At 74.3% G+C, this 23,359-nt stretch carries 23 protein-coding genes; 7 read left to right on the top strand and 16 right to left on the bottom strand.

The genetic code is table 11. From position 1 onward, the window contains the following. Window positions 1-64: 64 nt before the first annotated feature. A complete protein-coding gene (locus AC068A_RS09285) occupies window positions 65-895 on the bottom strand; it encodes a peptidoglycan-binding domain-containing protein (RefSeq protein ID WP_478582954.1) in 831 nt (276 codons plus the stop codon). 626 nt (window positions 896-1,521) lie between these two features. Between AC068A_RS09285 and AC068A_RS09280 the strand changes: the two genes are divergently transcribed. After that, the gene (locus tag AC068A_RS09280) at window positions 1,522-1,815 is read left to right on the top strand and encodes a hypothetical protein (protein ID WP_478582952.1); all 294 of its coding nucleotides are present in this window, start codon (window positions 1,522-1,524) and stop codon (window positions 1,813-1,815) included. Window positions 1,816-1,837: 22 nt separating this feature from the next. Here the strand turns inward: AC068A_RS09280 and AC068A_RS09275 are convergent, their stop codons facing one another. Next, window positions 1,838-2,158 (bottom strand): hypothetical protein, encoded by a 321-nt coding sequence (locus tag AC068A_RS09275; RefSeq protein WP_478582950.1) that lies wholly within the window; start codon window positions 2,156-2,158, stop codon window positions 1,838-1,840. 115 nt (window positions 2,159-2,273) lie between these two features. On the opposite strand from AC068A_RS09275, the gene AC068A_RS09270 reads away from it, so the two are divergent. Then, entirely contained in the window at window positions 2,274-2,732 is a 459-nt protein-coding gene (locus AC068A_RS09270) for a hypothetical protein (RefSeq protein WP_478582948.1), read from the top strand. An 82-nt stretch (window positions 2,733-2,814) separates the two neighbouring features. Here the strand turns inward: AC068A_RS09270 and AC068A_RS09265 are convergent, their stop codons facing one another. Continuing rightward, window positions 2,815-5,547, bottom strand: coding sequence for a CBM96 family carbohydrate-binding protein (locus AC068A_RS09265; protein WP_478582946.1), 2,733 nt, complete (start codon window positions 5,545-5,547; stop codon window positions 2,815-2,817). A 411-nt stretch (window positions 5,548-5,958) separates the two neighbouring features. Here AC068A_RS09265 and AC068A_RS09260 point away from each other — a divergent pair, with 411 nt between their 5' ends. The 3 genes from AC068A_RS09260 to AC068A_RS09250 all read left to right on the top strand — a co-directional run bounded on the left by AC068A_RS09260 (window position 5,959) and on the right by AC068A_RS09250 (window position 7,485). Further along, on the top strand, window positions 5,959-6,261 hold the full coding sequence (locus AC068A_RS09260; protein WP_478582945.1) for a hypothetical protein: 303 nt from the start codon (window positions 5,959-5,961) through the stop codon (window positions 6,259-6,261). 86 nt (window positions 6,262-6,347) lie between these two features. After that, window positions 6,348-6,812: a Crp/Fnr family transcriptional regulator gene (locus AC068A_RS09255; RefSeq protein ID WP_478582943.1), complete on the top strand. Its 465-nt coding sequence runs from the start codon at window positions 6,348-6,350 to the stop codon at window positions 6,810-6,812. A gap of 229 nt (window positions 6,813-7,041) precedes the next feature. Next, the gene (locus AC068A_RS09250) at window positions 7,042-7,485 is read left to right on the top strand and encodes an SSI family serine proteinase inhibitor (RefSeq protein WP_478582940.1); all 444 of its coding nucleotides are present in this window, start codon (window positions 7,042-7,044) and stop codon (window positions 7,483-7,485) included. Between the two features lie 124 nt (window positions 7,486-7,609). On the opposite strand, the gene AC068A_RS09245 is transcribed toward AC068A_RS09250, so the two are convergent. The 3 genes from AC068A_RS09245 to AC068A_RS09235 are packed head-to-tail and all read right to left on the bottom strand — an operon-like array spanning window position 7,610 to window position 9,916. Next, window positions 7,610-8,473, bottom strand: a complete 864-nt coding sequence (locus AC068A_RS09245) for a GNAT family N-acetyltransferase (protein WP_478582938.1) — start codon at window positions 8,471-8,473, stop codon at window positions 7,610-7,612. Between the two features lie 32 nt (window positions 8,474-8,505). Then, window positions 8,506-9,447, bottom strand: a complete 942-nt coding sequence (locus tag AC068A_RS09240) for an ATP-grasp domain-containing protein (RefSeq protein ID WP_478582935.1) — start codon at window positions 9,445-9,447, stop codon at window positions 8,506-8,508. Between the two features lie 37 nt (window positions 9,448-9,484). Further along, window positions 9,485-9,916: a hypothetical protein gene (locus AC068A_RS09235; RefSeq protein WP_478582933.1), complete on the bottom strand. Its 432-nt coding sequence runs from the start codon at window positions 9,914-9,916 to the stop codon at window positions 9,485-9,487. A 170-nt stretch (window positions 9,917-10,086) separates the two neighbouring features. On the opposite strand from AC068A_RS09235, the gene AC068A_RS09230 reads away from it, so the two are divergent. Continuing rightward, window positions 10,087-10,812, top strand: a complete 726-nt coding sequence (locus AC068A_RS09230) for an SIR2 family NAD-dependent protein deacylase (RefSeq protein WP_478582931.1) — start codon at window positions 10,087-10,089, stop codon at window positions 10,810-10,812. 9 nt (window positions 10,813-10,821) lie between these two features. On the opposite strand, the gene AC068A_RS09225 is transcribed toward AC068A_RS09230, so the two are convergent. The 8 genes from AC068A_RS09225 to AC068A_RS09190 form a co-directional block, all read right to left on the bottom strand. Further along, window positions 10,822-11,304 (bottom strand): VOC family protein, encoded by a 483-nt coding sequence (locus tag AC068A_RS09225; protein WP_478582928.1) that lies wholly within the window; start codon window positions 11,302-11,304, stop codon window positions 10,822-10,824. A 140-nt stretch (window positions 11,305-11,444) separates the two neighbouring features. Continuing rightward, a complete protein-coding gene (locus AC068A_RS09220) occupies window positions 11,445-15,029 on the bottom strand; it encodes a bifunctional glycosyltransferase/CDP-glycerol:glycerophosphate glycerophosphotransferase (protein WP_478582926.1) in 3,585 nt (1,194 codons plus the stop codon). 177 nt (window positions 15,030-15,206) lie between these two features. Further along, window positions 15,207-15,581, bottom strand: coding sequence for a hypothetical protein (locus tag AC068A_RS09215; RefSeq protein ID WP_478582924.1), 375 nt, complete (start codon window positions 15,579-15,581; stop codon window positions 15,207-15,209). Between the two features lie 94 nt (window positions 15,582-15,675). Continuing rightward, window positions 15,676-16,104: a roadblock/LC7 domain-containing protein gene (locus AC068A_RS09210; RefSeq protein ID WP_385670845.1), complete on the bottom strand. Its 429-nt coding sequence runs from the start codon at window positions 16,102-16,104 to the stop codon at window positions 15,676-15,678. Between the two features lie 92 nt (window positions 16,105-16,196). Beyond that, a complete protein-coding gene (locus tag AC068A_RS09205) occupies window positions 16,197-16,973 on the bottom strand; it encodes a transcriptional regulator (RefSeq protein WP_478582921.1) in 777 nt (258 codons plus the stop codon). After that, window positions 16,970-17,398, bottom strand: a complete 429-nt coding sequence (locus tag AC068A_RS09200) for a hypothetical protein (protein ID WP_478582918.1) — start codon at window positions 17,396-17,398, stop codon at window positions 16,970-16,972. The genes AC068A_RS09205 and AC068A_RS09200 overlap by 4 nt, the downstream gene beginning before the upstream one ends. Window positions 17,399-17,668: 270 nt before the next feature. Next, window positions 17,669-18,307, bottom strand: a complete 639-nt coding sequence (locus AC068A_RS09195) for a DUF6461 domain-containing protein (protein ID WP_478582915.1) — start codon at window positions 18,305-18,307, stop codon at window positions 17,669-17,671. A gap of 31 nt (window positions 18,308-18,338) precedes the next feature. Next, window positions 18,339-18,902, bottom strand: coding sequence for a TetR/AcrR family transcriptional regulator (locus tag AC068A_RS09190; protein WP_478582913.1), 564 nt, complete (start codon window positions 18,900-18,902; stop codon window positions 18,339-18,341). Window positions 18,903-19,054: 152 nt separating this feature from the next. Between AC068A_RS09190 and AC068A_RS09185 the strand changes: the two genes are divergently transcribed. Beyond that, complete coding sequence (locus tag AC068A_RS09185) at window positions 19,055-20,275, top strand: PucR family transcriptional regulator (RefSeq protein ID WP_478582910.1); 1,221 nt, start codon at window positions 19,055-19,057, stop codon at window positions 20,273-20,275. Between the two features lie 138 nt (window positions 20,276-20,413). Here AC068A_RS09185 and AC068A_RS09180 read toward each other — a convergent pair whose 3' ends face one another. After that, window positions 20,414-20,869, bottom strand: coding sequence for a (2Fe-2S)-binding protein (locus AC068A_RS09180; protein ID WP_478582908.1), 456 nt, complete (start codon window positions 20,867-20,869; stop codon window positions 20,414-20,416). Between the two features lie 23 nt (window positions 20,870-20,892). After that, complete coding sequence (locus AC068A_RS09175) at window positions 20,893-23,103, bottom strand: xanthine dehydrogenase family protein molybdopterin-binding subunit (RefSeq protein ID WP_478582905.1); 2,211 nt, start codon at window positions 23,101-23,103, stop codon at window positions 20,893-20,895. Window positions 23,104-23,359: the final 256 nt, after the last annotated feature.

Genomic DNA, 23,359 nt, shown 5'->3' with positions numbered 1-23,359 from the left:
ATTTCCGCTGGTCCAGTGGATTTCACGGTGCTAGCCTGCACAGCTGCCGCGACCGGACGGCGCGTCAGATACCGAACGCGGCCCGGGTGGCCGGTCCGTAGACGCCTGCCGGGTCGCCCTTGATGTTCCGGTCTTGCTGGAGCTGGGCGACAGCGCGCTTGGTCTGGCCGTCGTAGACGCCGGAGATGTGCACGTAGGTGAACCCCTGCCCGTACAGGCGCTGCTGGAGGGTGGTCACCTCCGGCCCGCGGTCGCCCATGCTCAGCGTCTCGCCCTGCACGGACGGTGAGGGGGCCGTTGTGCTGGGTGTGGGCGATGGCTTCCCCGAGGGGCTCGCGGACGGGCTGGGCTGGGCGGACGGGGTGGCGGTGTCCCGTGCGGAGGGGGTCGGCGAGGCGCCACCGCCGCTGTGGTTGCTGCCCGGGAGGACCGGGACGGACAGGTCGGGCCGCCGTACGGAGCGCTCGGTCTCCGGTTCACCCGGCCAGAACGCCACCGCGCCGGCCGTGCCGAGCAGGAGCAGGGCGCCCACCGCCCACGGGAGCCGGCTGCCGCGGTCCTGCCGGCGGTCGTCCGGGCGTCCGTGCCGGGCGTGCGGGCGGCCGGCCTGGGCGGCCGTCGGCGCCGTGGCGGCTGCGGCGTCGGCCGTGGGGCCGGGGGTGCGGCCGGGCTCCTCGGGGCCGTGCCCGGACCAGGGGGCGTCGAAGGGGTCCGCGGCCGGACCGGACTCCGGCCACGGGCCGGGCTCGGGCCACGGACCGGGCTCGGGCCACGGACCGGGCTCGGGCCAAGCGGGCACGGCCTCTTGCGACGGGCCGGCTGCGGGGCCGGGGTGGGCGGGGGTGAACGCAGGGTCCGGGTGGGCGGGTCCGCTGGCTTCTGGGTGGTGGGACACGGTGGTCTCCCGGCGGGGCGGGGTCTGTGCGGCGGCGTGGTGCCGACCGCCGGAGCCCGGCGCCCTGCGCCGGTCAGGCGCTGCGTCGCCGCGCGGCCGGGGTCTGCGGGAAGCGAACCGGTAGGGGCATCTGGGCTGTCTCCGATGTGCGACTCGTGCGGTGGTCCTCCGTATACCTGACCGGCGCACTCTTGCCGCCCGGGCGGCTGCGGTCAAGCCTGCTGTCCGAACTGCCCGATCCGTCCGCCCGCGTCGGGCGGTCGATCCGGCGGTCGGCCGGGAATCAGCGGTCCGTCACCCGGACGCGTGAGCCGGGCGGCATCGTCGGCCGGGCCGTGCGGCATCGTGGTCGGATGCAGCTACGCCGGGCCCTGCCCCTGTCTCTCGTCGCGTTGCTCGCGAGCACCGGTTGTGCCTCCGTGGGCCCGCACCCGGCTCCGGCTCCGCCCGCGCCGGGCGGTCCGCTTCCGGCGCGTACGTCCGTACCGTCGGCCGGGACGCAGGCGGCGTCGCCGCGCGGGCCGTCCCCCGCGCCGGAGCCGCCCCGGTCGACGCCGGCCGAGCAAGCGCCGGCGGGCGCGCCGCCGCTGTCCCGGCCGCAGCCGCCGGAGCAGGAACCGGTCCCGGTGCCGGACCGGCCGCCGTTCCCGGCGGAGGAGACCGCACCGGCCACGGCGGCGGGCCGGGCGGCCGCCGCACGGCCCGTGAAGCCGGCCGCGTCCCGGCGGGCGCACCCGCCGGGCCCCTTGCCGCGCCGCACCCTGCGCCGGCAGCACTCCCCCGCCGCCGAGCCGACGCCGGAGCCGGTTCCGCTGCCGCGGCCGGTGCCGTCCCCCGGCGGGGAGGAGCTGTGCGCGGCCGCGGAGGGGGCGGTACCGCCGTCGATCGTGGACCTGTGCATGCGGCAGCACGGGCGCTGACCGGCGGCCGGTTCGGCCGGATTCAGGAGGCGGAGGTACGGCGGGCGCGGACGGCCGCGCAGCGCCGGACGGTGCTCCGGCGGACGGTGCGCAGGCGGTGCATCGTGGTGTGGCCGCGCCGCCGCCACTCGCCGCGGGGCAGCCCGGCCCGCTGGCCCCCGCTGGTGATGAGGGCGTTGACCGGGGTGTGCGGGTCGGCGGCCATGCCCTTGGCCACGAGGACGCCGACCACGAGGGGGAGCAGCGCCACGGCCAGGGCCGAGCCGGCCACGGTCACGTGCTCCATGCGCGGGCGGGGGGAGCGGGGCGGGCAGTGCGCGCCGCGCGGGGCGTCGGAAGTCATGACCCCATTCGATCAGCGGCGGGCCGCCCGGGAATCGGCGCGGATACTCAGGTGGTTGGCTGTGGCGTACTCATACGGCGTACTCATACGGCGTACTCAGGGAGGGCGGTGGGCGGTGGTCTCACCCGGGCAGGGGTTCGAGCCGGCGACCGGCGACGGTCCGGCCGTGCCGGCCACCGCCGAGCGGGCGGGCGAGGTGCGCACGGCGTACGAGGGGCTGCTGCAGATCCGCCGCGTGCTGGGCGGCGGGGCGGGCGCGGCGGTTCCCGCCCCGTGGGAACTGCGGCAGATGCCGCGCGCGGTGGCTCTCGTCCTGGAGGCGGCCGGTCTCCCGCCGTCCGCGGTGGACGCGGAGGGCCGGCGGGCACGGACCGGGTACCGGGTGGCTCCCGGCCCGCCGCCGGGTGGCCGGGTCGAGGTGTCGTGGGTCGGCCCGCCGGGCGGCGGCGCGGCCCTGGAGGAGCAGGAGCGGCTGGGGGCCTGCGCGGCGGCGCTGGAGGCGCTGGGCTGGGTCTGCCTCCTCTACCGCGGCCCGCGCAGGCGCCGCTTCCTGGAGGTCGAGCCGCCGCGCTGACCGCCGCTCACCGGTACCGCCCGGCGAGGGCCGCGCCGGTCTCGGCGCGGGCGAGGACGTACTCCCCCTGCGGCCGGCGCCGCTACGGCGCGCCGAAGGTCAGTGTGAGCTGCGGCGTCCCCTCGTTGGCCTGGGCCTCGGAGGACCACAGCCACAGCGCGTCCGTGCCGGGGCTGGTCAGGGCGAGGCTGTAGCCGGTGCCGAGTGCGGCCCCGACGGCTGCCGTGGACAGGGCCGTGGTGTGCACGGCGGAGCCGTCGGGGATGCCGGCGAAGCTGCCGAGGGCGGGGCCGCCGAGCGCGGGCCGGTTGTTGTACGTGGTCCCGCTCTCGGTCCAGGCGCCGGTGACCGGGACCACCGACACTGTGTCGGCCGTGCCGGCTCCGCTCATCGTGCTGGTCTTCACGGAGAGCACGGCCGATTTCAGGACCGTGCCCGCGGGCGCGGCGGGCAGGTTGAAGCGCAGGTGGCTCTGGTAGAGCGGGGTGCCGCGCACGGCGAGCGACCCGGAGGTGCCGTAGTTGCCGTCCGGGGCGCCGGCGTTCGCGTACGTGTCCTCGGCGGCGGTCACCCGGACGACGGAGTCGGCGGGGGCGGAGGCCAGGGCGTGGTGGTTCCGGACCTGCGCCGGGGTCAGCACGCTGCCGTAGACGGCGGTCTCGTCGAGCTGGCCGGCCCAGAACTCGCTGGTCGGGCGGTTCGGCCAGCCGCCGAGGCTGTCGCCGCCGGCGTGCCAGTAGCCGGAGTAGTTCTCGTGCGTGGTGACGGCGAGCGTGCCCTGCTGGGCGCCGTCGACGTAGAGGGTCATGCCGCCGGGGCCCTGGGTGGCGACGACGTGGTGCCACTTGTTGTCGTTGTAGGCGCCGGCGGTGGTGATGGTGCGGGTGGCGCCGGTGTAGACGCCGTAGACGAGGCGCCCGTCGTTGGTCATGTAGACGTGTTTGTCGTATTGGTAGCTGCCGCGGGCCTGGTTGTTTCCGAAGCCGACGAGCTTGCCGCCGCGGGTGGTGCCGGTCTTGAACCAGGTCTCCACGGAGTAGCTGCTGCCGACGGTCTGGCGCAGGTCCCCGTGGATGCGGGTGTCGGTGCCGTTGAAGCCGATCGCCGTGCCGGCGCCCGAGACCGCCGCCGGGGTCTGCCGCAGGGCGGGGGCGCCGAGGTGCACCCCGTTCTGGTTGCCGCCCGCCGAGGAGTCGGCGGCGTACGGCAGGACGGTGTCGTCGTAACGCCAGTACAGCTGGGCGCCGTCGGAGCGGACGCGGTCCGCGTAGGCGTCGGCCGAGTGCGGCACGGTCACGGTCGCGGTCGCCGACAGGGCGCTGGTGTTGCCGGCGGCGTCGGTGGCGCTGACCCGGTACGTGTACGTCTGGCCGGGCGTGACGGTGGTGTCGGTCCAGGACGCCTGGGGGCGCTTGAAGAATAGCGAGTCGGCGGTGACGGTGGCGATCGGGGTGGCCGCTCCGCCCCGGTGGATCCGGTAGGTGAGGGTGCTGTCGTCGAGGTCGAGGCTGGTGCGCCAGCGCACCTGTACCTCGCCGGGCCGGAAGCTCGCCGCGCTCGCGAGGGGGGTGGTCGGCGCTCCGGTGTCCCCGGTGGAGGCGAAGCGGGTCAGGCTCTGCTGTGCGGCCCCGTTGACCGTGGTGAACTCGCCGCCGACCCACAGGTACTGGACGCCGCCCCGGGAGCCGACCGCCATCACGCGCGGGCCGATGCCCTCGCCGATGCCGTCGTTCGTGTCGGGGGCCCAGCCCAGCTTGCCGGTGCCGCTGGTCGGCTGGGCGAGCAGGTGGTGGCGCTGCCCGTCGGGGAACTCGCCGACGCCGGAGCAGTCGTGCGCGTGCGAGGCGCTGTAGAGCACGCTCTGGTGCGGGAGCACGGCCTGCGTGGCGCCGAGGCAGGTGTCGCGCCAGCGCTGGCCGAGGTCGGAGAGGTTGAGCGCGATGCGCCCGTCGAAGACGCCGCCGCCGGTGCCCTCGTTGGCGGTGTAGAAGCCGGTCGCGTCGGCCGCGATGTCCTTGACGACGGAGTTGGTCTCGATGAAGTTCGGGTACGCCTTGGTGAGCGCGCCGCCGGCGGCGTCGACGACGGCCAGGGCGTGGCTGTTCGTGCCGTTGACGGTGAAGAAGTCGCCGCCGAGGATGACGTTCCGGCCGTCCGGGGTGACCTCGACGGCCCGGCCCGGCTCGTCCGCGTCGGCCCTGAAGGGCTTCAGCGCGCCGTCGGAGGCGGCGACGGCGGCGAACCGCTCGCGCGGCTGCCCGGCGACGGTCAGGAAGTCGCCGCCCGCGTACACGGTGTCGCCGGTGACGGCCAGGGCCCGTACGGTCGCCGCGAAGGCGGGGCGGAAGGAAGGCTTCACCGTGCAGGTGGCCACGTCGACGGCAGCGACGCTGGAGACCGGGGTGCCGTTGACGGCCCCGAACCAGCCGCCGGCGTAGAGGGTCTTCTTGTCCGGCGAGAGGGCGAGGGCGCGGACGGTGGCCGTGCCCGAGCCGATGGTGAAGGACAGCTTGCAGGAGGTCGGGGCGCCGGTCGCCGCGTCGAGCGCGACGAAGTTCACGGCGGGCTGCTCGGCGCCGGCCCCGCCCGCGGGCGGCCGTACGGCGGAGAAGGTGCCGCCGGCGAAGACCGTACCGCCGGCCTCGGCGAGGGCCCAGACGACGCCGTCGGGCTGCCAGGTCGGCAGCGCGTCGGCGGTGAAGGCCACGGGCGGGGTGACGGCCGCCGCCTGCGGGAGGAGGCCGAGACCGACTCCCGCGGCGGTCCCGGCCAGGGACAGGGCGAGTGCTCCTGCCAGCCCTCTGGTTCTGCGCATGAGGCCCCCCAGTTCGGTGTGTACCCGATCGGTGTGCGCGGTGCGGTGGCGGCCGGGACCGGGCGCCGCCCTCCCCGGCCGTACGGGCGCACCCTAGGCCGATTCGCCGGTCTGTTCACCACACTTGGCGTATTGGATGCGAAATTGCTCGGCGGCGGCATCCGCCGGCCCGCGGCCCCGTCCCCGGTCCCGCCCCGGGTCCGGCCCGCCCGGTCGGGGGGTCGGCAGGGGGCGGCAGCGCAGGGCGGCCGCCGCGGACAAGTTACCGGCCGGTCAGCACCCGGGGAGCCCGTGCGGCAGCCACTTTCCACGGGCCTGCCCGGCCGAAACCCGCCCGCGGGCGGCCCCGGACCTCTACCGTGCCCTGAAGGGACAGCGCGAGGGCGAGGGCACGGGAGGGCGGCGGGGCTGATGGACGAGGAAGAAGACCTGCGGCTGGCGAGGATCACCCCGGAGATTTCCCGCCGCACCCTGGTGATGCTGCGGGGCCTGGCCGGGCTGGAGCCGCCCGAGCGGGTGCCCGAGGACGCGATGGCCGTGGCCGACGAGATCCTCGCCGAGCACGGCACGGACGGGCTGCGCGTCCTGGTGATGACGCTGGCGTCCTGGGCGACGGCGCAGATCGAGAACGTGGCGGAGCTGAGCCGGCGCAGCCACGAGGCGGTCCTCGACGCGATGGAGCTGGCCTGCCTGGAGGCCGGCGCCGAGGAATGACGGCAAACCATGGCGCCGCCACCTGCCGCAATCGCACGGGTGTCGGCCACACTGGGGTTAGCGGGGGGCCCTGATCGGAGGCCGTCGTGAGCACACCATCCCCCATCCGAATCGCCGCAGTGCTCTCCGCCGAACACCGCGAACGCCTGATGTCCCATGCGCGCGAGGTCAACTTTCCCGAGGGCGCGCGGATCTTCGACGAGGGCACCCCGTCCGAGTCGTTCTGGATCGTGCGCTCCGGCACGGTGACCCTGCAGATCCCGGTATCCGGCCGCCGCCGGCCCGCCCCCGTCGAGAATCTCGGACCCGGGGAGCTGGTCGGCTGGTCCTGGCTGTTCCCGCCGTACGTCTGGCAGCTCAGCGCGGAGGCGATGACCCCGGTGCGCGCGTACGAGTTCGACGCGACCGCGGTGCGGATGCTCATGGACGCCGACCCGGCCTTCGGCTCCGCCGTCGGGCACTGGGTCGGACGGGTCCTCGCGATGCGCCTGCAGCAGACCCGGACCCGGTTGCTCGACCTGTACGCCCCGCATGCCGGAGTAGGTTTGTGAAAACCGGGTAAACCCCCCGGCCAGACCCCCGTGGACAAAGGTTTCGGCGTGTGTGTTCGGCCGTTTCGAAGACGCGTTCCCGCACAGGTCAGCGCCTTCACACGGCTGCGGACTGCATACATGCGCTCACGATCGGTGACGTAAAATCACGGTACGAGGGGGCGTTCGGCGCCCGCGTCGGCAAGACTCCTGTCCGCTATCCGAAGCAGCCACCCCAAGGGAGTTCGAAATGCGGTCCATCGCCCGGAGTCTCGGCCTCGGTTCCGCCGCCATGGCGCTCACTGCGCTCACCGCGCTGGCCTGGCCCGGAACCGCCGACGCCGCGCCGACCGGCACCGAGAGCGTGTACGCCCCCTCCGCCCTCGTCCTCGCCGTCACCGCCGGGGAGGACCCCGCGTACGGTACGGCGCTGCGCGCAGTGACCCTGGTCTGCTCACCCGCCCCGCGCGGCACCCACCCGTCCCCGGCCGCCGCGTGCGCCGAGTTGCGCAGGCACGGCGACCGGCTGGACGCGGTCGCCGAGCCCCTGCCCGGGGTCGACTGCACGAGGGAGTGGAACCCCATGACGGTCACTGCCGACGGGTTCTGGCAGGGCCGGCGGATCAGCTACTCGTACACCTTCGCCAACCCGTGCGCCCAGCGGCACAGCAGCGGCACCCTGTTCGACTTCTGAGCCGGCTTCCGAGCGGGAGCGCCGGGTGGACCGGGCGGCGCCGTGCGACCGCCGCCCGGGTCACAGCGGGTTGCCGCAGCTCGATCGCCGACCCCGCGCACACTGGGGAAACTGCCGTGTGCCGTCAGCCGAGTTCGAGACTTGTCACCCCGTACAGCCCGGCCAGTTCGATGTCCGGCACCGGCCCCGTGTACATGCGGGCGGCCTCGAAGGTGGGGACCAGGCCGAGGCCGGCCACCAGCTCCGTGGCGGCCCGGTTCGCGTCCGGCACGTCCACGGCGACCACCCCGTCCGGGGTGTGCTCGGCGAGCCGGTGCAGCAGGGCGGCCGCGACCTGCGGGCCGGCCGCGTACAGGGGGCCGATCCGGGAGGCCCCGCTGCACGGCCGGACCACGCCGAGGCCCTCGATCCGGCCGTCGCGGACGGCCGCGAGCGCGGTCCGGCCGGGCAGCGCGGTCCAGGCGGACAGGAAGGAGTCGCGGGCCTCGGGGAAGAACCGGCGGTCGTACGCGGCGAGCAGGCCGAAGGGCAGCGTGGCGGCGTCGACCACCTCGAACCCACCGGCGCCCTGGCCCGCGCCACCCGGGCCCGCGGGATGCGGCCGGCCCTCGTGGCGGACGTTGTTCCAGGCCGGCAGGAACCCGGACTTGCGGTAGTTGTCCTGCTGTTCGACCAGCCCGTCGAGGCCGACGAGCCGCCCGGCGAGCCGCTCCATCCCGGCGTGCCACAGCCGGATCCCGTACCCCTGGCCGCGGAAGGCCGGGGTCGCGATGTAGAAGCCGATGAAGCCGAATCCCGACCCGTACCGCACGGCCGAGATGCAGGCCGCCGGTTCACCGTCGACCCGGCCGATGAGGAAGCCGCCCGGATCGGCGACCGCGAACGCGAACCGGTCGGAGTCACCCGGGTTCCAGCCCTCCGCATCGGCCCAGGTGCGCATCAGTTCCATGTCGGCGGCGCTCGCGCCGGTGATCTCGAATCCCGTCATGTGCGGTGTTCTACCAGATGCGCAGGAGCCCGTCAGGGGCACCGAGTGTCCGTCAACAGCCGTGCGAAGGCCGCCGGTTCGACGGCGCGGTGGACATCGCTCACCTGTGCGTCACCCACTTCGACGACCCGCCACACGCCGTCGGCGCGCAGCGCGAGGTCGGTCGTGACGAAGGGGCAGTCCAGCGCCTCGACGGCGGCGCGCATCGGTTCGAGATCCGGCAGGCCGGGCCGGGGGCCGTCGCCGTCGCCGGCCCCGGCCGGGGTGCCGGCGGCGCCCACCGGGCTGTCGGGATGCGGGGTGACCAGCCGCGGGGCGCCGTCCCGCCACCACACCCGGATCTCCCCCGGCGCCTCGCTCGGCCCCTGTCCGGCCGCGCCGAACGGCTCGAAGGCGCGCAGTACCACGCCGCCCTCGAGGAACTCGCCCTGGAGTTCGACGAATCGGCCCACAACGCGGTGCAGGGCGGCCGGATCGGCGAGGTCGGGGATGTGGCAGGCCTCGTGCCACTCGTGCTTGCGGGACTTCACGTAGTCCTTCACCACGCCGGCCCCGGCCGGCAGCCCGGCGGCCAGTGCCGCGAGCCGCTCCGGGTCCGGGGTCCGGCCCGGACGGGTGGGGAGCCAGCGGCTTGCCGGGGTGAGCTCGGCGAACGCCGCGTACCAGCCGGGGAGTTCGTGGGCGCGCCGGTAGCGGGACGGGTCGGTGAGGAGCCGTGCGCCGCGGCGGCGCAGTGCCGCGTCGAGTTCCGCGTACCGGTCGCCGGGGAGCATCCAGCCGCGGTACCAGACCGGTCCGGCCCCTGCGGGCACACGGGCCACGGCGCGCTCGGCGTCCCCGGCAGTGAGGGCGTCGTGGTCGACGAGGTGGACGGCGGCGCCCTCGGCGCGGAGCTGCCGGGCCTCCGTCGCGAAGTGGGCGTCGACCCGGCGCTCGTTCAGCGGATCGGAGCAGTACAGGACGGTGGTCGGCATGCGGCCAGCCTACGGGCACCGCGGCCCCCCGTGCCGGTCAGCCCGCGCAGATGACGTCGTCCAGCCTGATCGGCTGCGAGTCGAGGCGTACGTACGCCGTGAAGGTGTCGGTGGTGCCGGACGTCCAGTGGGTGGTGACGGTGGCCCAGCCGACGTTGGCCGACTGTGCGACGGTCACGGGCCCGATGGCGATGTCCTGCGGTTCCTGCCGGGCGCAGAGCAGTATGTCGAGGTTCGGGCTGAGCGCCTGTCTGTCCTGGAGGTGCTGCGAGACCCGCTGGGACCGGTCGCGGTCGGAGGGGCCGTGGTCCCCGTAGAAGGAGGTGAGGAAGCGGGTGATGTCGGCGGCGGTGTGCCGGTGGCGGGCGTGCGCCGGGGCCGGGTCGGCAGCGGCGGCGGATGAGGACGGGGCCGGCAGCGCGAGCAGGCTGAGCAGCGCGGCGCCGACACCGTACGGCATGAGTCTCATGCCGGATGTGTAACCGGCGGAGCGTGGCGCGGGCAGGGGCGGGAGCCGGATCTCACTCCTGTGGAGGGCGGGATTCACCGCAGGGGGATTCACCGCGGGTCGGCTCCGCCGGGCCGCGGCCGGCGGTAATGCGGTCGCGGTCCGGCCCCGCCGGTCCGTAGGGTCGGTCCATGGGTAAGCCGCTTGTCGCAGTGTTCAGTGGGGCCGGGATGTCCACCGACTCCGGGATTCCGGACTACCGGGGGCCGCAGGGGTTGTGGCGCCGGGAGCCCGATGCCGAGAAGCTCGTGACGTACGAGTACTACATGGCGGACCCGGAGATCCGGCGCCGGTCCTGGCGGATGCGCGCCGAGATCGGGGCGCTCGCGGCCCGGCCGAACGCGGCGCACCTGGCCGTCGCCGAGCTGGAGCGCAGCGGCACGCCGGTACGGGTGATCACCCAGAACGTGGACGGGCTGCACCAGCTCGCCGGGATGCCGGCGCGGAAGGTGCTGGAGCTGCACGGCACCGCCCGGGAGGTGGTCTGCACGGCCTGCGGCGCCCGCTCGGGGATGGCGGAGGCGCTGGACCGGGTCGCCGCCGGGGATCCGGATCCGGCCTGTGCGGCCTGCGGCGGGATCCTCAAGTCGGCGACCGTGATGTTCGGCCAGCGCCTCGATCAGGAGGTGCTGGCGCAGGCGGTGGCCATCGCCAAGGGCTGCCACGTGTTCATCGCCGTCGGGTCCACGCTCCAGGTGCAGCCCGCCGCTTCGCTGGCCGGGATGGCCGCGGAGGCGGGGGCCCGCCTGATCATCGTGAACGCGGAGGAGACCCCGTACGACGAACTCGCCGACGAGGTGATCCGCGAGCCGATCGGCACCGCCCTGCCGGCGCTGCTGGCCCGGATCGCCGGCTGAGCCCGGCGGTCAGGCGGTGTCGGCGGCCCGCCGCATCTCCGCCACGTCGAGCTTCTTCATCTTCATCATCGCGGCGGTGGCCCGGGCGGCCCGCGCCGGGTCCGGGTCGGCCACCAGGTCGATGGCGCCGGGCGGGACGACCTGCCAGGACACGCCGAACCTGTCCTTGACCCAGCCGCAGGCGGACTCCTCGCCGCCGTCCCTGGTCAGCGCCTCGTAGTAGTAGTCGGCCTCCGCCTCGTCGGCGCAGTGGATCTGGAAGGAGACGGCCTCCGTGAACGGGAACTGCGGCCCGCCGTTGAGTCCGACGAACTTCTGGCCGTTGATCTCGAACTCGACGATCATCACCTTGCCGGCCGGGCCGGGCCCCGCGTCGGTGTAGCGGGCGATCCGGCCGCGCTTGCCGTCCTTGAACACGGACAGGTAGTAGTCGGCGGCGGCCTCCGCGTTGCCGTCGAACCACAGGCACGTGGTGAAGCCCTTGCTGCTCATGACTGCCTCCAGGCGGGGCGGGTGGGGCGGACGGGGGCGCGGGGGCACCCCTTCCTCCCACTACAGACCCGCCCCGGGCCCGAAATTCACCGGTGGGCCCGGGGCGGGTCTGTTCAACGCCTGGAATGCACTCCTTCGGCTCAGGCCTCCGGGTTCGCGCCCTTCTCCAGCATCCGGTCGACGACGCGCTCGGTGGCGCGGCCGTCGTCCAGGTCGCAGAACTCGGCGCGGAACGCGGCCCGCGCCTCCTTGTACTCCTCGCCGAGGGCGTCGGCGTTCCGGACGGCCTCGATCAGGCTCGCCGAGTCCGCCAGCATCGGACCGGGCGCCGTCGCCTCCAGGTCGAAGGTGAAGCCGCGCAGCGTGCTCCGGTAGTGCTGGAGGTCGTACGTGAAGAGCAGGATCGGCCGGTCCGTGAGCGCGAAGTCGAACAGCGCGGAGGAGTAGTCCGAGATCAGCACGTCGGCGACGAGCAGCAGGTCCGTCGCGTCCGGCCAGCGGGACACGTCGACGACGAAGCCGTCCCGGACCTGGTCGCGGACCTGCTCGGTGACCCGGTGGTGGCCGCGGACCAGCAGGACGTGGTCCTCGCCGAGCGCCTCGCGGGCCGCGTCGAGGTCGATCTGTAGGTCGAGCTTGTAACCGCCGGAGAAGCTCTCGCGGTTCTCCCGGAAGGTCGGCATGTACAGGACGACCTTCTTGCCCTCGGGCAGGCCCAGCCGCCGCTTGACCTCGGCGATCCGCTCGGCGTCGGGCCGGACGAGCGCGTCGGTGCGCGGGCTTCCGGACTCGATGACCTCGCCCTTGTAGCCGAGGGCGCGCTTCAGGACCGGGGTCGCGTACGAGCTCGGGGAGGCGAGCAGCGACCACTGGGCGCTGTCGTGCTCCAGGTCGTCCAGGACCTCCGGGCTGGTGTAGTAGTCGTGGATGAAGTCGTGGCCGATCTCCTTGATCGGCGTTCCGTGCCAGGTCTGGACGACCACCTGGCCGGCCCGGCGCCGGAAGCGGCGCGCCACGCTGTCGTTCAGGACGTAGTAGCGGGCGCGGGCCAGGGCGTCCCAGGCCTCGACGCTGTCGTACTCCACGGCGCGGGCGGTCGGCGGGACCTCGGCGCGGGCGTCGCGGACCAGCCAGATGTGGTCCAGCTTCTCGCCGCGGCGCACCAGCTCCTCGTGGATGGCGCGCGGCGCGTCACCGGACGCCTGCCCCTGGAAGGTGTCGTAGACGACGATGTCCTTGAGGGGCAGGGCGCGGCGCGCCGGGTACGTCTCGTCGCGCAGGACGCGCTGGGCGTACCGGGAGCGGTCGTGCGGGGAGAGCATCTCGTCCGCGACCAGCGCCATCCGGTCGTAGAAGCGGGCCTCGATCCGCATCCGGCGGCCCAGCACGGTGAGGCCGACCGGGCCGGCCTGGAGGGCACCGGCCGCGAACTGGACCGGGGCGCCGCGCTCGACGCCGAGCAGGCCCGCGGTGGTGCCGGCCTCGGAGACCGGGCGCAGCGTCGGCCACCAGCGGCCGTGGGGCAGGGTGGCGCGGCCGGCGTAGGACTCGGGCAGGACGGGCTCGAAGACGGCCTCGAACGTGTCGCCGTCCCGGGTGACGGGGTAGCTGAACTCGGTGCCGCTCGCGTTGTGGAAGACCAGCTCATACGGCTCGTCCACGGGCGCCGTGAAGCGGCCGCGCAGGGTGAAGGCGCCGTCCTGGGCGGAGACCTCGTCGATCAGCGGCGCGGAGGGCTGCACGGAGAGGGTCAGGTGACCGGTGTTGCCGCGCTTGGCGAAGACGGTGCGGCCGGTGTCCCCGCCGGGCAGCGGGATGACCAGGCCGGTGAAGCCGCCGCGCTCGTCGTGGACGAGGCGGTGGTCCTTGCCGTCGGTGCCGGTGACGGCCAGGCTCCACGGCTCGGGGGCCCATTCGCCGGGCGCGACCTCGGCGTCCGGTACGGCGGCCAGGTCGGCCAGCGGCACGCGCACGGTGAACGGGACCCGGCCGGAGCCGGTGGCCGCGGCGGTCTCCAGGGGGAGGGTGAGGACGGTGCCGCTGGAGACGTGTTCGGCGCGCAGGGTCGCGCCGGAGCCTCCGAGCTCGGCGGCGATCTCGCCGGCGATCTCGACGGAGTCGTCGCCGCCGGGGCGGACGTCGAGGGCGCGGGCCCGGACGACCTCGACCTGGATGGTCAGGGAGCCCTGGGCGTTGGGCACGATGCGGACGTCCGGGGTCACCCAGTGGGCGGGCGGGTTCTGGCCGCTGTCGGACTCGCCGCCCTTGAGGCGGGCGCGGTGCAGGCCGCCGGCGCCGGTGACGGCGATCGAGGTGGTCCATATGCCGTCGTGCCAGGTGCCGCCGGACTGGAACGTGCTCGGGTCGACGACGGCCGTGAAGCCGGCCCAGTCGGCGTGCCGCAGGGCCAGGTGCGGGACGTTCACGGTGGCCATCGGCGAGGCGACGGTCCGGGTGTTGACGACGGTGCGGCGGCGCTTGCCGCCCTCGCGGAAGACCAGCACCTTGCGGGAGGCGAGGCGGCTCTCGGCACCGAGGTGGCCGGGGATGGCGTAGCCGCGCAGCAGCAGCTTGCCCTCCTTCCAGACCGCCTGCTCCAGGCGGCTGACGACGCGGAGCTCGCGGCTGCCGAGGGTGAGGAGCTTGGCGGGGACCGGCGGACGGCCGTGCAGGAAGGGGTAGTCGGCCTGCGGGCGCGCCAGGCCCTTGGCCGGGACGCTGTAGGAGTAGTCGCGCTGGTGGTCGGTGAGGGCGATGAAGTCCTCGACGCGGCCCTCGCTGGCGAGGTAGGCCTTGAGGCGGTCGGCAACCGTGAGGCCGGACCAGGGGGCGGTGCCGATCTCCCGGACGAGGCCGCCGACCTCCTTGACGAACGCGGCGCGGAACTCGGGGCCGCCCTCGCCGACGTACTTGTAGATGAGCGGGAGCTCCTCGCTCAGCACGTTGTGGTCGTAGTCGCGCAGGTAGCGGGCGTACTTGGCGCCCTGCTTGCCCTTGAGGGCCTCGCGGACCAGGCGGATCGAGGTGACGCGGTCGATGACGGAGACCGGGTCGGTGGAGCGCTGGGTGATGGAGCGCTCGCCGGTCTCGCGGACGCGCCAGTGGTAGACGCAGTCGCTGAGGACGTCGACGCTGGAGGCGAAGTAGTGCGCCGGAATGCTGACGGGGGCGTCCTCGTAGAGGATGCCCTCGGGGTACTGGAAGCCGTGCTCGTCCCAGAAGCTGCGCCGGTAGACCTTGTTCCAGGCGGTGCGGTCGGTGACGAGCGCCGGGAACTTGGAGATGTGGGTCTTCAGCTGGGTCTTGGCGAAGGCGGCCCGGTGGCCCCAGGACTGCTGCATGCCGACGGAGCGGAAGCGCTTGACGTTGCCGCCCGCGAAGTCGGAGCCGGTCTCGTCCAGGGCGGCGATCAGGCGCTCGTACGCGTAGTCGGGCATGGTGTCGTCGCTGTCGACGAAGGCCAGGTACTCGGTGCCCTCGGTGAGGTGGCGGGCACCCACGTTGCGGGCGGCGCCGAGGCCGGCGTTCTCTTGCATGACGACCCGGAACCGCTTGTCCCGCGCGGCGAAGGCCTTGGCGATGGCGGCGCTGTTGTCCGTGGAACCGTCGTCGACCAGGACGCACTCGAAGTCGGCGAACGTCTGGGCGGCGATGGACTCCAGGCACTCGTCGAGGTAGAGCTCGACGTTGTAGACGGGGACGACGATGCTCAGGCGCGGGGGCATGGGTGGCGGGTTCTCCAGCGAAAGAAACTCTTGGATGATCAGAGGTTGAGAGCATCCTACTCGGTTACAGGATGATAAAGTCCCCCCATCGTGGACATATGCCGCCACCTGTTGGGACGGACGGCAAAGATTTCAGCCGCCCGCCACCTCGGCGTCGATGTTCGACCGAACGTTCGCTCAGACTTCGAGCTCACTCTCGATCTTCTTGAGCTGGTGCCGGGCCATCGCGAGGTTGGCGCGGCCGCGGTCGAGGGCGAGATAGAGGAAGAAGCCCTTGCTGCCCCGTCCCTTCAGCAGCCTGATCAGGTGGTACTGACCGCCGAGGGTGATCAGGATGTCCTCGATGTCATCGTTGAGTCCGAGCATGTCCATGGTGCGGACCTTGGCGCGCACCACGTCGGTGTTGCCCGCCGCGGCCACGCTGAGGTCGAGGTCCTTGCCGCCGCCCATGGTGCCGAGGGCCATGCCGCTGTCGTAGTCGACGAGGGCGACGCCCAGGGCTCCCTCGATGACGGTGGCGGCTTCCTTGAGCGCGGTCTCCACACTGGCCATGATCCGGTTCCTTCCTTGTGTACGGGTTGTGCACGTGGGTGTACGTGCGGTTCGTGATCGTTCGGTTGCTGCCGTGTCCGGTTGCCGCGGGGTGTCAGGCGGACGGGGACGGCGGCAGGGCCGGCCCGGGTCCGCGGCGCCCGAGGGTGTGGTCGATCAGCTCGGCTATGCGCAGGCTGGACCGGCGGGCCTCGAGGTGGAGCCGGCCCACGTTGACGCGGGGCTCCGCGATCAGGGTGAGGACGGCGGCCTCGCCGGCGGCGTAGGTGGCCACGTATCCGTGCTCGCCGCGGACGAGCAGCTCGCGGAATCCGCCCTGGCCCGTGCTGTCGCTGAGCCGCTGTGCCACCCCGAGGGCGGCCGCGGTCAGGGCCGCGACGGCCTCGACCTCCGTGGCGGCGCTGTCCTGGGCCAGGACCAGGCCGTCGGAGCTTCCGGCAAGGGCCCCGCTGAGCTGGGGGACCCGGGCTCGCAGCCGGCGGAGCTCGGCAAGTATCTCGGCTTCGGCCTCTGCGGGCACCATCGCCGTGCTCATCTCGGCCTTTCTCCTTTCGGGCTGCCTCCGCTCGGGGCGGTCGGCGCGCTCGGCGCGCAGTGCCGGTCGAAGCGGGAGCCTCACAGGCTTGCCTCCAGTGCATCGCGTAGCCGGCGGAGCAGCGCCACGTCCGGGGATTGGGTCTGGGTCATCCAGTCGGGCAGGGTCGCCGCGACGGGCACCGGGGCCGACGGGAGCGGGGTCGCAACGAGTCCCGCGGCCGCGAGGCGCCGTACGTCGAGCAGGGTGTGGAAGGCCGGCCGGCCCAGGACCCAGGCCAGGTCCGCGGGGGTCCGGACGCCGTCCGTGTGGGCCAGCAGGAGCCGCTGGCGGGCGGTGACGGTCTGGCCGGGGGCCGCCGCGCGGGGCACCACGGGGGCGGTGTCCAGCTGCGGGTAGGGCCAGACCGCGTCGAGGAGCTCCCGGCGGCGCTGGGTCTCGCGCTCGACCGCGGAAGCCGGGACGGAGCGGACGGAGCCGATCCAGTGGGTGGCCCCGCGGCGGAACCGGGAGGGCCCGCTGCCTGGGGAGAGCGCGAAGAAGGCGGCGTCGAAGATCGCGGCGAGGTGGCAGATTTCCATTTCGCCACCGGCGAGGCCGCCGCTGTCCACGAGGAAGCGGGCGACCTGGCCGTGGGCCCCGGCCCGGTCCACGGCCTCGCGCCAGCGCTCGGGGGCGAGGCCGCCGCCGGTGGTGAGCAGGACGTCGAGGCCGGGGGTGGCCGGGCTCTCGGCGTGGACGATGCGGCCGTCCTGGAGGAAGAGGGTGCCGCGGTCGCGGAGCAGGGCGCCGGTGGCGCGCTCGGCGGCGAGCCGGGTGAGGAGCGGGGAGACGGCGCCGGTTGCGAAGGCGGTCATCTGAGCACCAGTTCCTCCGCGAGGGTCCGGAGTCTGTGGCGGGCGAGGGCCAAGTTGCCCTCGGTTCGGTCGAGCCAGAGGTGGAGGAAGACGCTGCTGTCGAAGCTGGTCTCGACGAAGCGGAGCACGTGGTAGCCGGTCTGAGTGGTGACGATGACGTCCTCGACGGGCGGCCCGTCGGCGCCGGCGGCCACCGGGGCCACGGCCGTGGGGGCCACGGCGGCCGGGGCGGGCTGGGCGAAGGACTCGTACTCGGCGGCCGCCCGGGCCAGCTCCGCCGTCTCGGCGGCGGTGGTCTCGTGGTCGCCGACGGGCGACGCCCCGGCGGTGCCGAGGGCCAGCCCGCTGCTCCAGTCGACCAGCGCGGCCCCGCGCGCACCAGGCAGGGCCATGGCTTCGAGCAGGCATTCGTCGATCCCGGGCACGCGGGCTCCCCTCCCGACCGGATGTGCGAGGTACACGTCGTCCGGCGCGACAGGAGGGAACCTACTCAAGTTCCGCAGCCCGGAAGGGCCGTCTGGCATTTTCCGCGGGAACATGCGCAGAACAGCGCGACACCTTGGCCGGAACCCGTCGACTTCTGATCGGGATTGCTGATCACGGCCCGCCTGCCGGGACGGGAGAGCCGTGTGGCCGGCGCGGGATTCGAGCGGCGGACACGAACGGGCATGACCCGTCCGGGTGACCGCGGCCGGTCACTGCGTGCAGGTCAGGAAAGCCGGGAGCGGGGCGTCCTCGATCAGGCGGCGCGGCAGGGACAGGCCGAAGCGGCGTTCCAGGACCGCGAGGGTGCGGCGGTCCCGGTCGGCGCAGGGTTCGCCCTCGCGGTCGGCGGGGGAGGCGCCGTCGGCGGTGAGGACGCCGGCGGTGACGAGCTCGGGAAGCAGGTAGTCCGGCCGGTGGCCGCCGCGCCAGGCCTCCTCGCCGAGGCCGAAGCAGCAGACCAGCTCACCGTCGCGGGCGTACGAGAACAGCTTCGGCGGATGGTCGGGCTGGGGGTCGAGGTGGACGGCCTCCGCGCCGCCGCGGGAGACCTCGGCCAGCCGGTCGGCACCCGCCGGCATGCCGTGCTCGACGGCGAAGGACCAGCCGCCCCACCGGCCGACGCGGGCCACGCCGTCGCCGTCCGTGGTCTCGGCGACCATGGTCCAGGCGTCAGCGGCGCCCAGCGGGCCCGGCCGGATGCCGGGCAGCGCGCCCAGGCGCCGGGCGAGCTCCTCGGGGCCTATGCCCCGGGCGAAGGTGAGGCCGGCGTACCAGCCGTCCCAGTCGGCGAGCCACCGTATGGCGCCGCCCCGGTCCCCGATCATGTCCACGGTCGGTCCTCCGCGCATCGTGCCGGCACTCCCCCGACCGGCACAATAGTCACTGTGCGGGGGATTCCGGGAGGAGTCGCTCGACCATCGTGTCGATGATGCCCGCCACCGGGTAGCCCTCCAGCATCGTCGGCGCGGTCAGATCGTCCAGCATCAGGCCCAGCATCGCGAGGTACACCAGACGGATGCCCTGCCGGTCCCCGGGCAGGCCCACCGCCAGGTGCCAGGCGATGTTCGCCTCCAGCTCCTCGGTCTGGAACCCGGCCACCTCCGCCTGGAGCTCGGGGCGCCGGATGCCCTCCAGCCGCAGCTCCAGCATCGCGATGTGCACGCTGCGCTCGCGCCGCATCCGCTCCAGCAGCAGCATGAGCAGCACCTTGGTGTCCAGCGGTGTGGGCAGGTCCGCCGGGTCGGGGGCGATCCGCTCCCGGGTGCGGTGCAGGATCTGCACGAGCAGCTGGGCCCGGTTGGCGAAGTAGTTCGAGGCGGTCCCGGTCGGCACCCCCGCCTCGGCGTCGACCGCCCGCAGGGTGAGGCCGCGCGAGCCCTCGCGCGCCAGGACCTCGATGGCGGCGTCGAGCAGCGCGGTGCGGCGCTCGGGGTTGTGGCGCATGGGCGGTTCCTGACGGTGTGTGGGTGTGCGGGTGTGCGGGTGTGCCGAACGCTGCGCAGTGGGCACTCCACGCGCAGTGATTCGGACACGCTAGCGGACACGGCGGATCCCGACCCTCCCCACCAGCGCCTCTCACGTGTCACTCTGCCCCCATGGAGCGGATCATCGACGAGATTCGAGAGGAACTGTCCCGCCGGGTCGCCGTGACGGCGGACCGGCTCGCCGGCCGGACGCTGGCCGAGGACCCCGCGTACGCCGCCCTGCTCGGCCGGGCCGAGCTGCGCGAGCGGATCCACCACAACCTCGCGCAGTCCGTCGAGGGACTGGTCCGCAGCGCGCGCGGGCTGCCGGTGGAGCTCGGCGACGCCCGGGCCACCGGCACGCTCCGCGCCGAGCAGGGCCTGCCGCTCGCCTCGCTGCTGCGCACCTACCGGCGGGGCGGCCGGCTGCTGTGGCACACCCTCACCGAGGCGGTGACCGCGCACGACCCGGCCGCGCTCCCCCGGCTGCTGCCGCTCGCCTCGGTGCTGTGGGACGTGGTGGACCAGCTGACGGATGCGGTGGCCGAGGCGTACCGCCGTACCGAGGCCGCGCGCTTCGACCGCGACCGGGAGCGCAGGGCGGCCCTGCTGGACACCCTGCTGGACGGCGGGGGCCCGGCGGACGGACCGGCGGCCTCGGAGGCCGCGGCCCAGCTGGGGCTGCCCGAGCGGGGGCGGTTCGCGGTGGTCGTGATCGGCCCGGGCAGCTCCGGCGGGCACGGCGCCGAGCCGGCGGCGACCGGGCCGCGGGTGCTGTGGCGGATCCGCGCCGACGGGGAGACCGGACTGGTGGAACTGGGCAGCCGTCCGCTGGAGTCCGTACGGGACCTGCTCGCCCCGCTGGGGGTGCGGGCCGGGGTCAGCCCGGTCGTGGAAGCCCCGGGGGACCTGGCCCGGGCCCGGTGGCTGGCCGCGCTCGCGCTGCGCACCGCGCCCGGGTCCGCCGGGCCGCACACAGCGCTGCTGGACGAGCGGCTGCCGATGGCGCTCGTGGCCTCGCAGGCCGAACTGGCGGGCCGGCTGCGGCAGGTGGTGCTCGGCCCGGTGCTGGCGCTGCCCCCGGAGGACTGCCGTGTCCTGCTGACCACGCTGGGCACCTGGCTGGCCTGCCAGGGCTCGACGACGCAGGCCGCGCAGGTCCTGTACTGCCACCGCAACACCGTCTCCAACCGGCTGCGCCGCCTGGAGCACCTCACCGGCCGCTCCCTGTCCGATCCGGCGCAGGTGGTGGAACTTGCCCTGGCCCACGCCGCGGTCCTCCAGCGCACGGCGGGCGACCCGGCCTCCGCCCCGAAGACCGCCGCCGGCCGTCCGCCCCACCGCCCTGCCTGACCGCCCGGCCGCGCGGACCGGGGGGCGGGGCGCGTCTTCAGGGCGCGGGCCGGAAGGGCCGCTTCGCGGTCGGCAGGACGCAGTCGACGAGCAGCGCGCCGGCGGCGGCGGACGGGGGTGTCTCCGGGTCCTTCTCGCTCACATGCGGGCCGCCGCGCTGCGGATGGCCTCGCGGATGCGGAAGTAGGTGCCGCAGCGGCAGATGTTGGCGATGGCGTCGATGTCCTCGTCGGTGGGTGTGGAGGTCCGCCGGAGCAGGGCGACGGCGGCCATGATCTGGCCGGGCTGGCAGAAGCCGCACTGGGAGACGTCCTGTTCGAGCCAGGCCTCCTGCACGGGGTGCAGCTCGTCGCCGTCGGCCAGTCCTTCGATGGTGGTCACCGATCTGCCGGTGCAGGCCGAGACGGGTACGACGCAGGGGCGGACGTCCTGCCCGTCGAGGTGGCTGGTGCAGGCCTTGCAGACGTCCACGCCGCAGCCGTACTTGGGGCCGCGGACGCCGAGCATGTCGCGCAGCACCCACAGCAGGGGCAGGTCGTCGGGTGCGTCGACGGTGACGCTCCGCCCGTTGACGGTGAAGGTGTGCAAGGGCACGTCGGGGCTCCTGAACTGCGGGGTCAGCGGGGGTAGGGGGTGAAGTCGACGTCGAAGCGGAGCGGGAAGCTGCGGGGTTTGTTCCCGGTGGCCCGGGCCCAGGCGTTGGCGATGGCGCCCACGGCGGCGGGCACCCCGAGCTCGCCGGCGCCGCCGGGCTCGTCCCCGGTCGCCGGCATCACGATGACGCGTACGTCGCGCGGGGTGTCGCGCTGCCGGGCCCAGTGGAACTGGCTGTAACTGCCTTCCAACGGCAGGCCCTTGTCCAGGTGCAGGCCGGCCCGCAGGGTGGTCGAGACGGCGTCGGTGAGTCCGCCGATCATCTGGGCCTCCAGGCCCCGCGGGTTGACGGGCAGGCCCACGTCGACCGCGATGACGGCCTTGGTGACCCGGACGTGCTCCGGGTCGCGCGCATCGATCTCGACCAGGCAGGCCGTACGGGACTTGTACTCCTCGTGGAAGGCGATGCCCTGGGCGCAGCCCGCGGGCATCGGCCGGCCCCACTGCCCTTCCGCCGCCGCCTTGTCGAGGACCGCGCGCTGGGCGTCGGTCTTGAGGAAGGTGCGGCGGAACCGGTACGGGTCCCGCCCGGTCCGCGCGGCGAGTTCGTCGACCACGATCTCCTCGGCGCCGCGGGTGTTGGCGGAGTACACCGAGCGCCAGGAGCCGGTCGGGATGCCGGTGGGCACTTCGGTGAGGGCCTGGGTGGTGAGCCCGAAGTGGTAGGGGGACTTCACGGTGGTGTGGAACAGGGTCTGGGCCAGGGTGGCGTTGCCGATGCCCGGCGGGAGGCCGGCGGCGGTGGCGGTGATGATCTCGCCGAGTCCGTGCCGGAAGTCGGTCTCGGCGGCGGCGACCCGGTGCTCGAAGCTGAGGATCTCGCCGAGGGCGTGGGTGGCGCGGATGCGGTGGTGGGTGGCGGGGCGCATCCGGCCGTGCCGGGTGTCGTCGACGCGGGTCCACATGAGCCGGACGGGTCGGCGGCAGGCCTTCGAGACGCGGGCGGCCTCCAGGGCGGCGTCGAAGAAGAGGCGCCGGCCGAAGGAGCCGCCGGCCTGGACGACGTGGACGGTGACCTTGTCCACGGGCAGGCCGAGTTCGGCGGCGATGGTCTGGCGGGCCACGATCGGGGACTTGAGGCCGGACCAGATTTCGGCGCGGTCGTCCCTTGCGTCGGCGACGGCGCAGTTGGTCTCCATCGGCGCGTGGCTGACGAAGGCGAAGTCGAACTCGGCGTCCACGTACGGGGTGAGGAGCGGCGGGACGAGCAGGGGCGGGACGGCGGCGCGCAGCCTGGCCCGTACGTCGGCGTCCGAGAGGTGGTCGGCGGGGCCGGGGCCCCAGGAGACCCGGAGGGCGGCCTTGGCGTCGATGGCCTGGCCGAAGGTCTCGGCGACGACGGCGACCCCGGTCGGGATGGTGACCACGTCGAGGACGCCGGGCATGGCCCGGACGGCGGCGAGGTTGGCGACGGAGCGGACGGTGCCGCCGAGGGTCGGGGGGCGGCGGACCACGCAGGGTTTGGCGCCGGGCACGTCGAGGTCGAGGGTGTAGCGCTGGGCGCCGGTGACCATGGCGCGGGCGTCGATCCGGCCGGTGGGCCGGCCGACGAGGGTGTGCCGGTCGGTGTTCTTCGGGGTCGCGCCGAGCACGGCCAGGGCCGGGTCGGCGGCGGCGGCGGAGAGGCTGCCGTAGTCGGCGGTACGGCCGTCGGGGGCGCGTACGGTGCCGCTCGCGGTGGTCAGCGAGGAGGCGGGGAGGTTCCAGCGGCGGGCCGCGGCGGCGACGAGGCGGGCGCGGGCGGTGGCGGCGGTGCGGCGGACCGGCCCGTACAGCGAGCGGATGGAGTTGGAGCTGCCGGTGAGCTGGTTGAACAGCAGCTCGGGCCGGGCGTCGTCGAGTTCCACGCGGACGGAGGCCAGCGGCGCGTCGAGCTCTTCCGCGACGAGCATGGCCACGGCGGTGGTCAGCCCCTGGCCCACTTCCTCGCGCGGCAGCCGGAAGCGGATGGTGCCGTCGGGCTCGACGGTGAGCGCGAGCAGGGCGGCCGTGGGGGCGCCGGCCAGGATGAACAGGTCGCCGAGGTCCACCAGATCGGCCGGGGCGGGCAGGGTCGGGACGACGGCGTGGGCGGGCTGCGGGGCGAGGGCGTCGGCTCCGGCCCGGGTGACGAGGGCGAGCGTGGGCGCCGCGACCAGGTGGGTGAGGAAGGAACGGCGGCTCTGCCCGGTCATGTCACTGTCCCCCGACTGCGGGCCTGTTCGCACGGGCGTCTCCCGTCACCTCCGGCTCATTACCGCCACGTAGGGTAGCGGCCGTCCGAGGGGGTGGGAAGCGGAACGGCACGGGGAACCGGGAGGGGTTCTTCGTTCGAACCGGGAGGGGGGTCCTTCGTTCGGGGGGTGCCCGGTCGGGGACCCGCAGGTCCCCGCGTACGAGTCCCGCGACCCGGACGGGGAGTCCCTCGACCGTGCGCTCGACCGGCGCCGC

Source organism: Streptomyces sp. NPDC043854, from assembly GCF_056436005.1.
The sequence above is the reverse complement of the archived record's forward strand: the minus strand, read 5'-3'. Positions and strand labels throughout refer to the sequence as shown.

Coding starts and splice junctions, on each gene's coding strand:
- AC068A_RS09275 (WP_478582950.1), bottom strand. CDS start 2,158: ATGACTTCCGACGCCCCGCGCGGCGCGCACTGCCCGCCCCGCTCCCCC.
- AC068A_RS09265 (WP_478582946.1), bottom strand. CDS start 5,547: ATGCGCAGAACCAGAGGGCTGGCAGGAGCACTCGCCCTGTCCCTGGCC.
- AC068A_RS09260 (WP_478582945.1), top strand. CDS start 5,959: ATGGACGAGGAAGAAGACCTGCGGCTGGCGAGGATCACCCCGGAGATT.
- AC068A_RS09250 (WP_478582940.1), top strand. CDS start 7,042: ATGCGGTCCATCGCCCGGAGTCTCGGCCTCGGTTCCGCCGCCATGGCG.
- AC068A_RS09245 (WP_478582938.1), bottom strand. CDS start 8,473: ATGACGGGATTCGAGATCACCGGCGCGAGCGCCGCCGACATGGAACTG.
- AC068A_RS09240 (WP_478582935.1), bottom strand. CDS start 9,447: ATGCCGACCACCGTCCTGTACTGCTCCGATCCGCTGAACGAGCGCCGG.
- AC068A_RS09235 (WP_478582933.1), bottom strand. CDS start 9,916: ATGAGACTCATGCCGTACGGTGTCGGCGCCGCGCTGCTCAGCCTGCTC.
- AC068A_RS09230 (WP_478582931.1), top strand. CDS start 10,087: ATGGGTAAGCCGCTTGTCGCAGTGTTCAGTGGGGCCGGGATGTCCACC.
- AC068A_RS09225 (WP_478582928.1), bottom strand. CDS start 11,304: ATGAGCAGCAAGGGCTTCACCACGTGCCTGTGGTTCGACGGCAACGCG.
- AC068A_RS09220 (WP_478582926.1), bottom strand. CDS start 15,029: ATGCCCCCGCGCCTGAGCATCGTCGTCCCCGTCTACAACGTCGAGCTC.
- AC068A_RS09215 (WP_478582924.1), bottom strand. CDS start 15,581: ATGGCCAGTGTGGAGACCGCGCTCAAGGAAGCCGCCACCGTCATCGAG.
- AC068A_RS09210 (WP_385670845.1), bottom strand. CDS start 16,104: ATGGTGCCCGCAGAGGCCGAAGCCGAGATACTTGCCGAGCTCCGCCGG.
- AC068A_RS09205 (WP_478582921.1), bottom strand. CDS start 16,973: ATGACCGCCTTCGCAACCGGCGCCGTCTCCCCGCTCCTCACCCGGCTC.
- AC068A_RS09195 (WP_478582915.1), bottom strand. CDS start 18,307: ATGCGCGGAGGACCGACCGTGGACATGATCGGGGACCGGGGCGGCGCC.
- AC068A_RS09190 (WP_478582913.1), bottom strand. CDS start 18,902: ATGCGCCACAACCCCGAGCGCCGCACCGCGCTGCTCGACGCCGCCATC.
- AC068A_RS09185 (WP_478582910.1), top strand. CDS start 19,055: ATGGAGCGGATCATCGACGAGATTCGAGAGGAACTGTCCCGCCGGGTC.
- AC068A_RS09175 (WP_478582905.1), bottom strand. CDS start 23,103: ATGACCGGGCAGAGCCGCCGTTCCTTCCTCACCCACCTGGTCGCGGCG.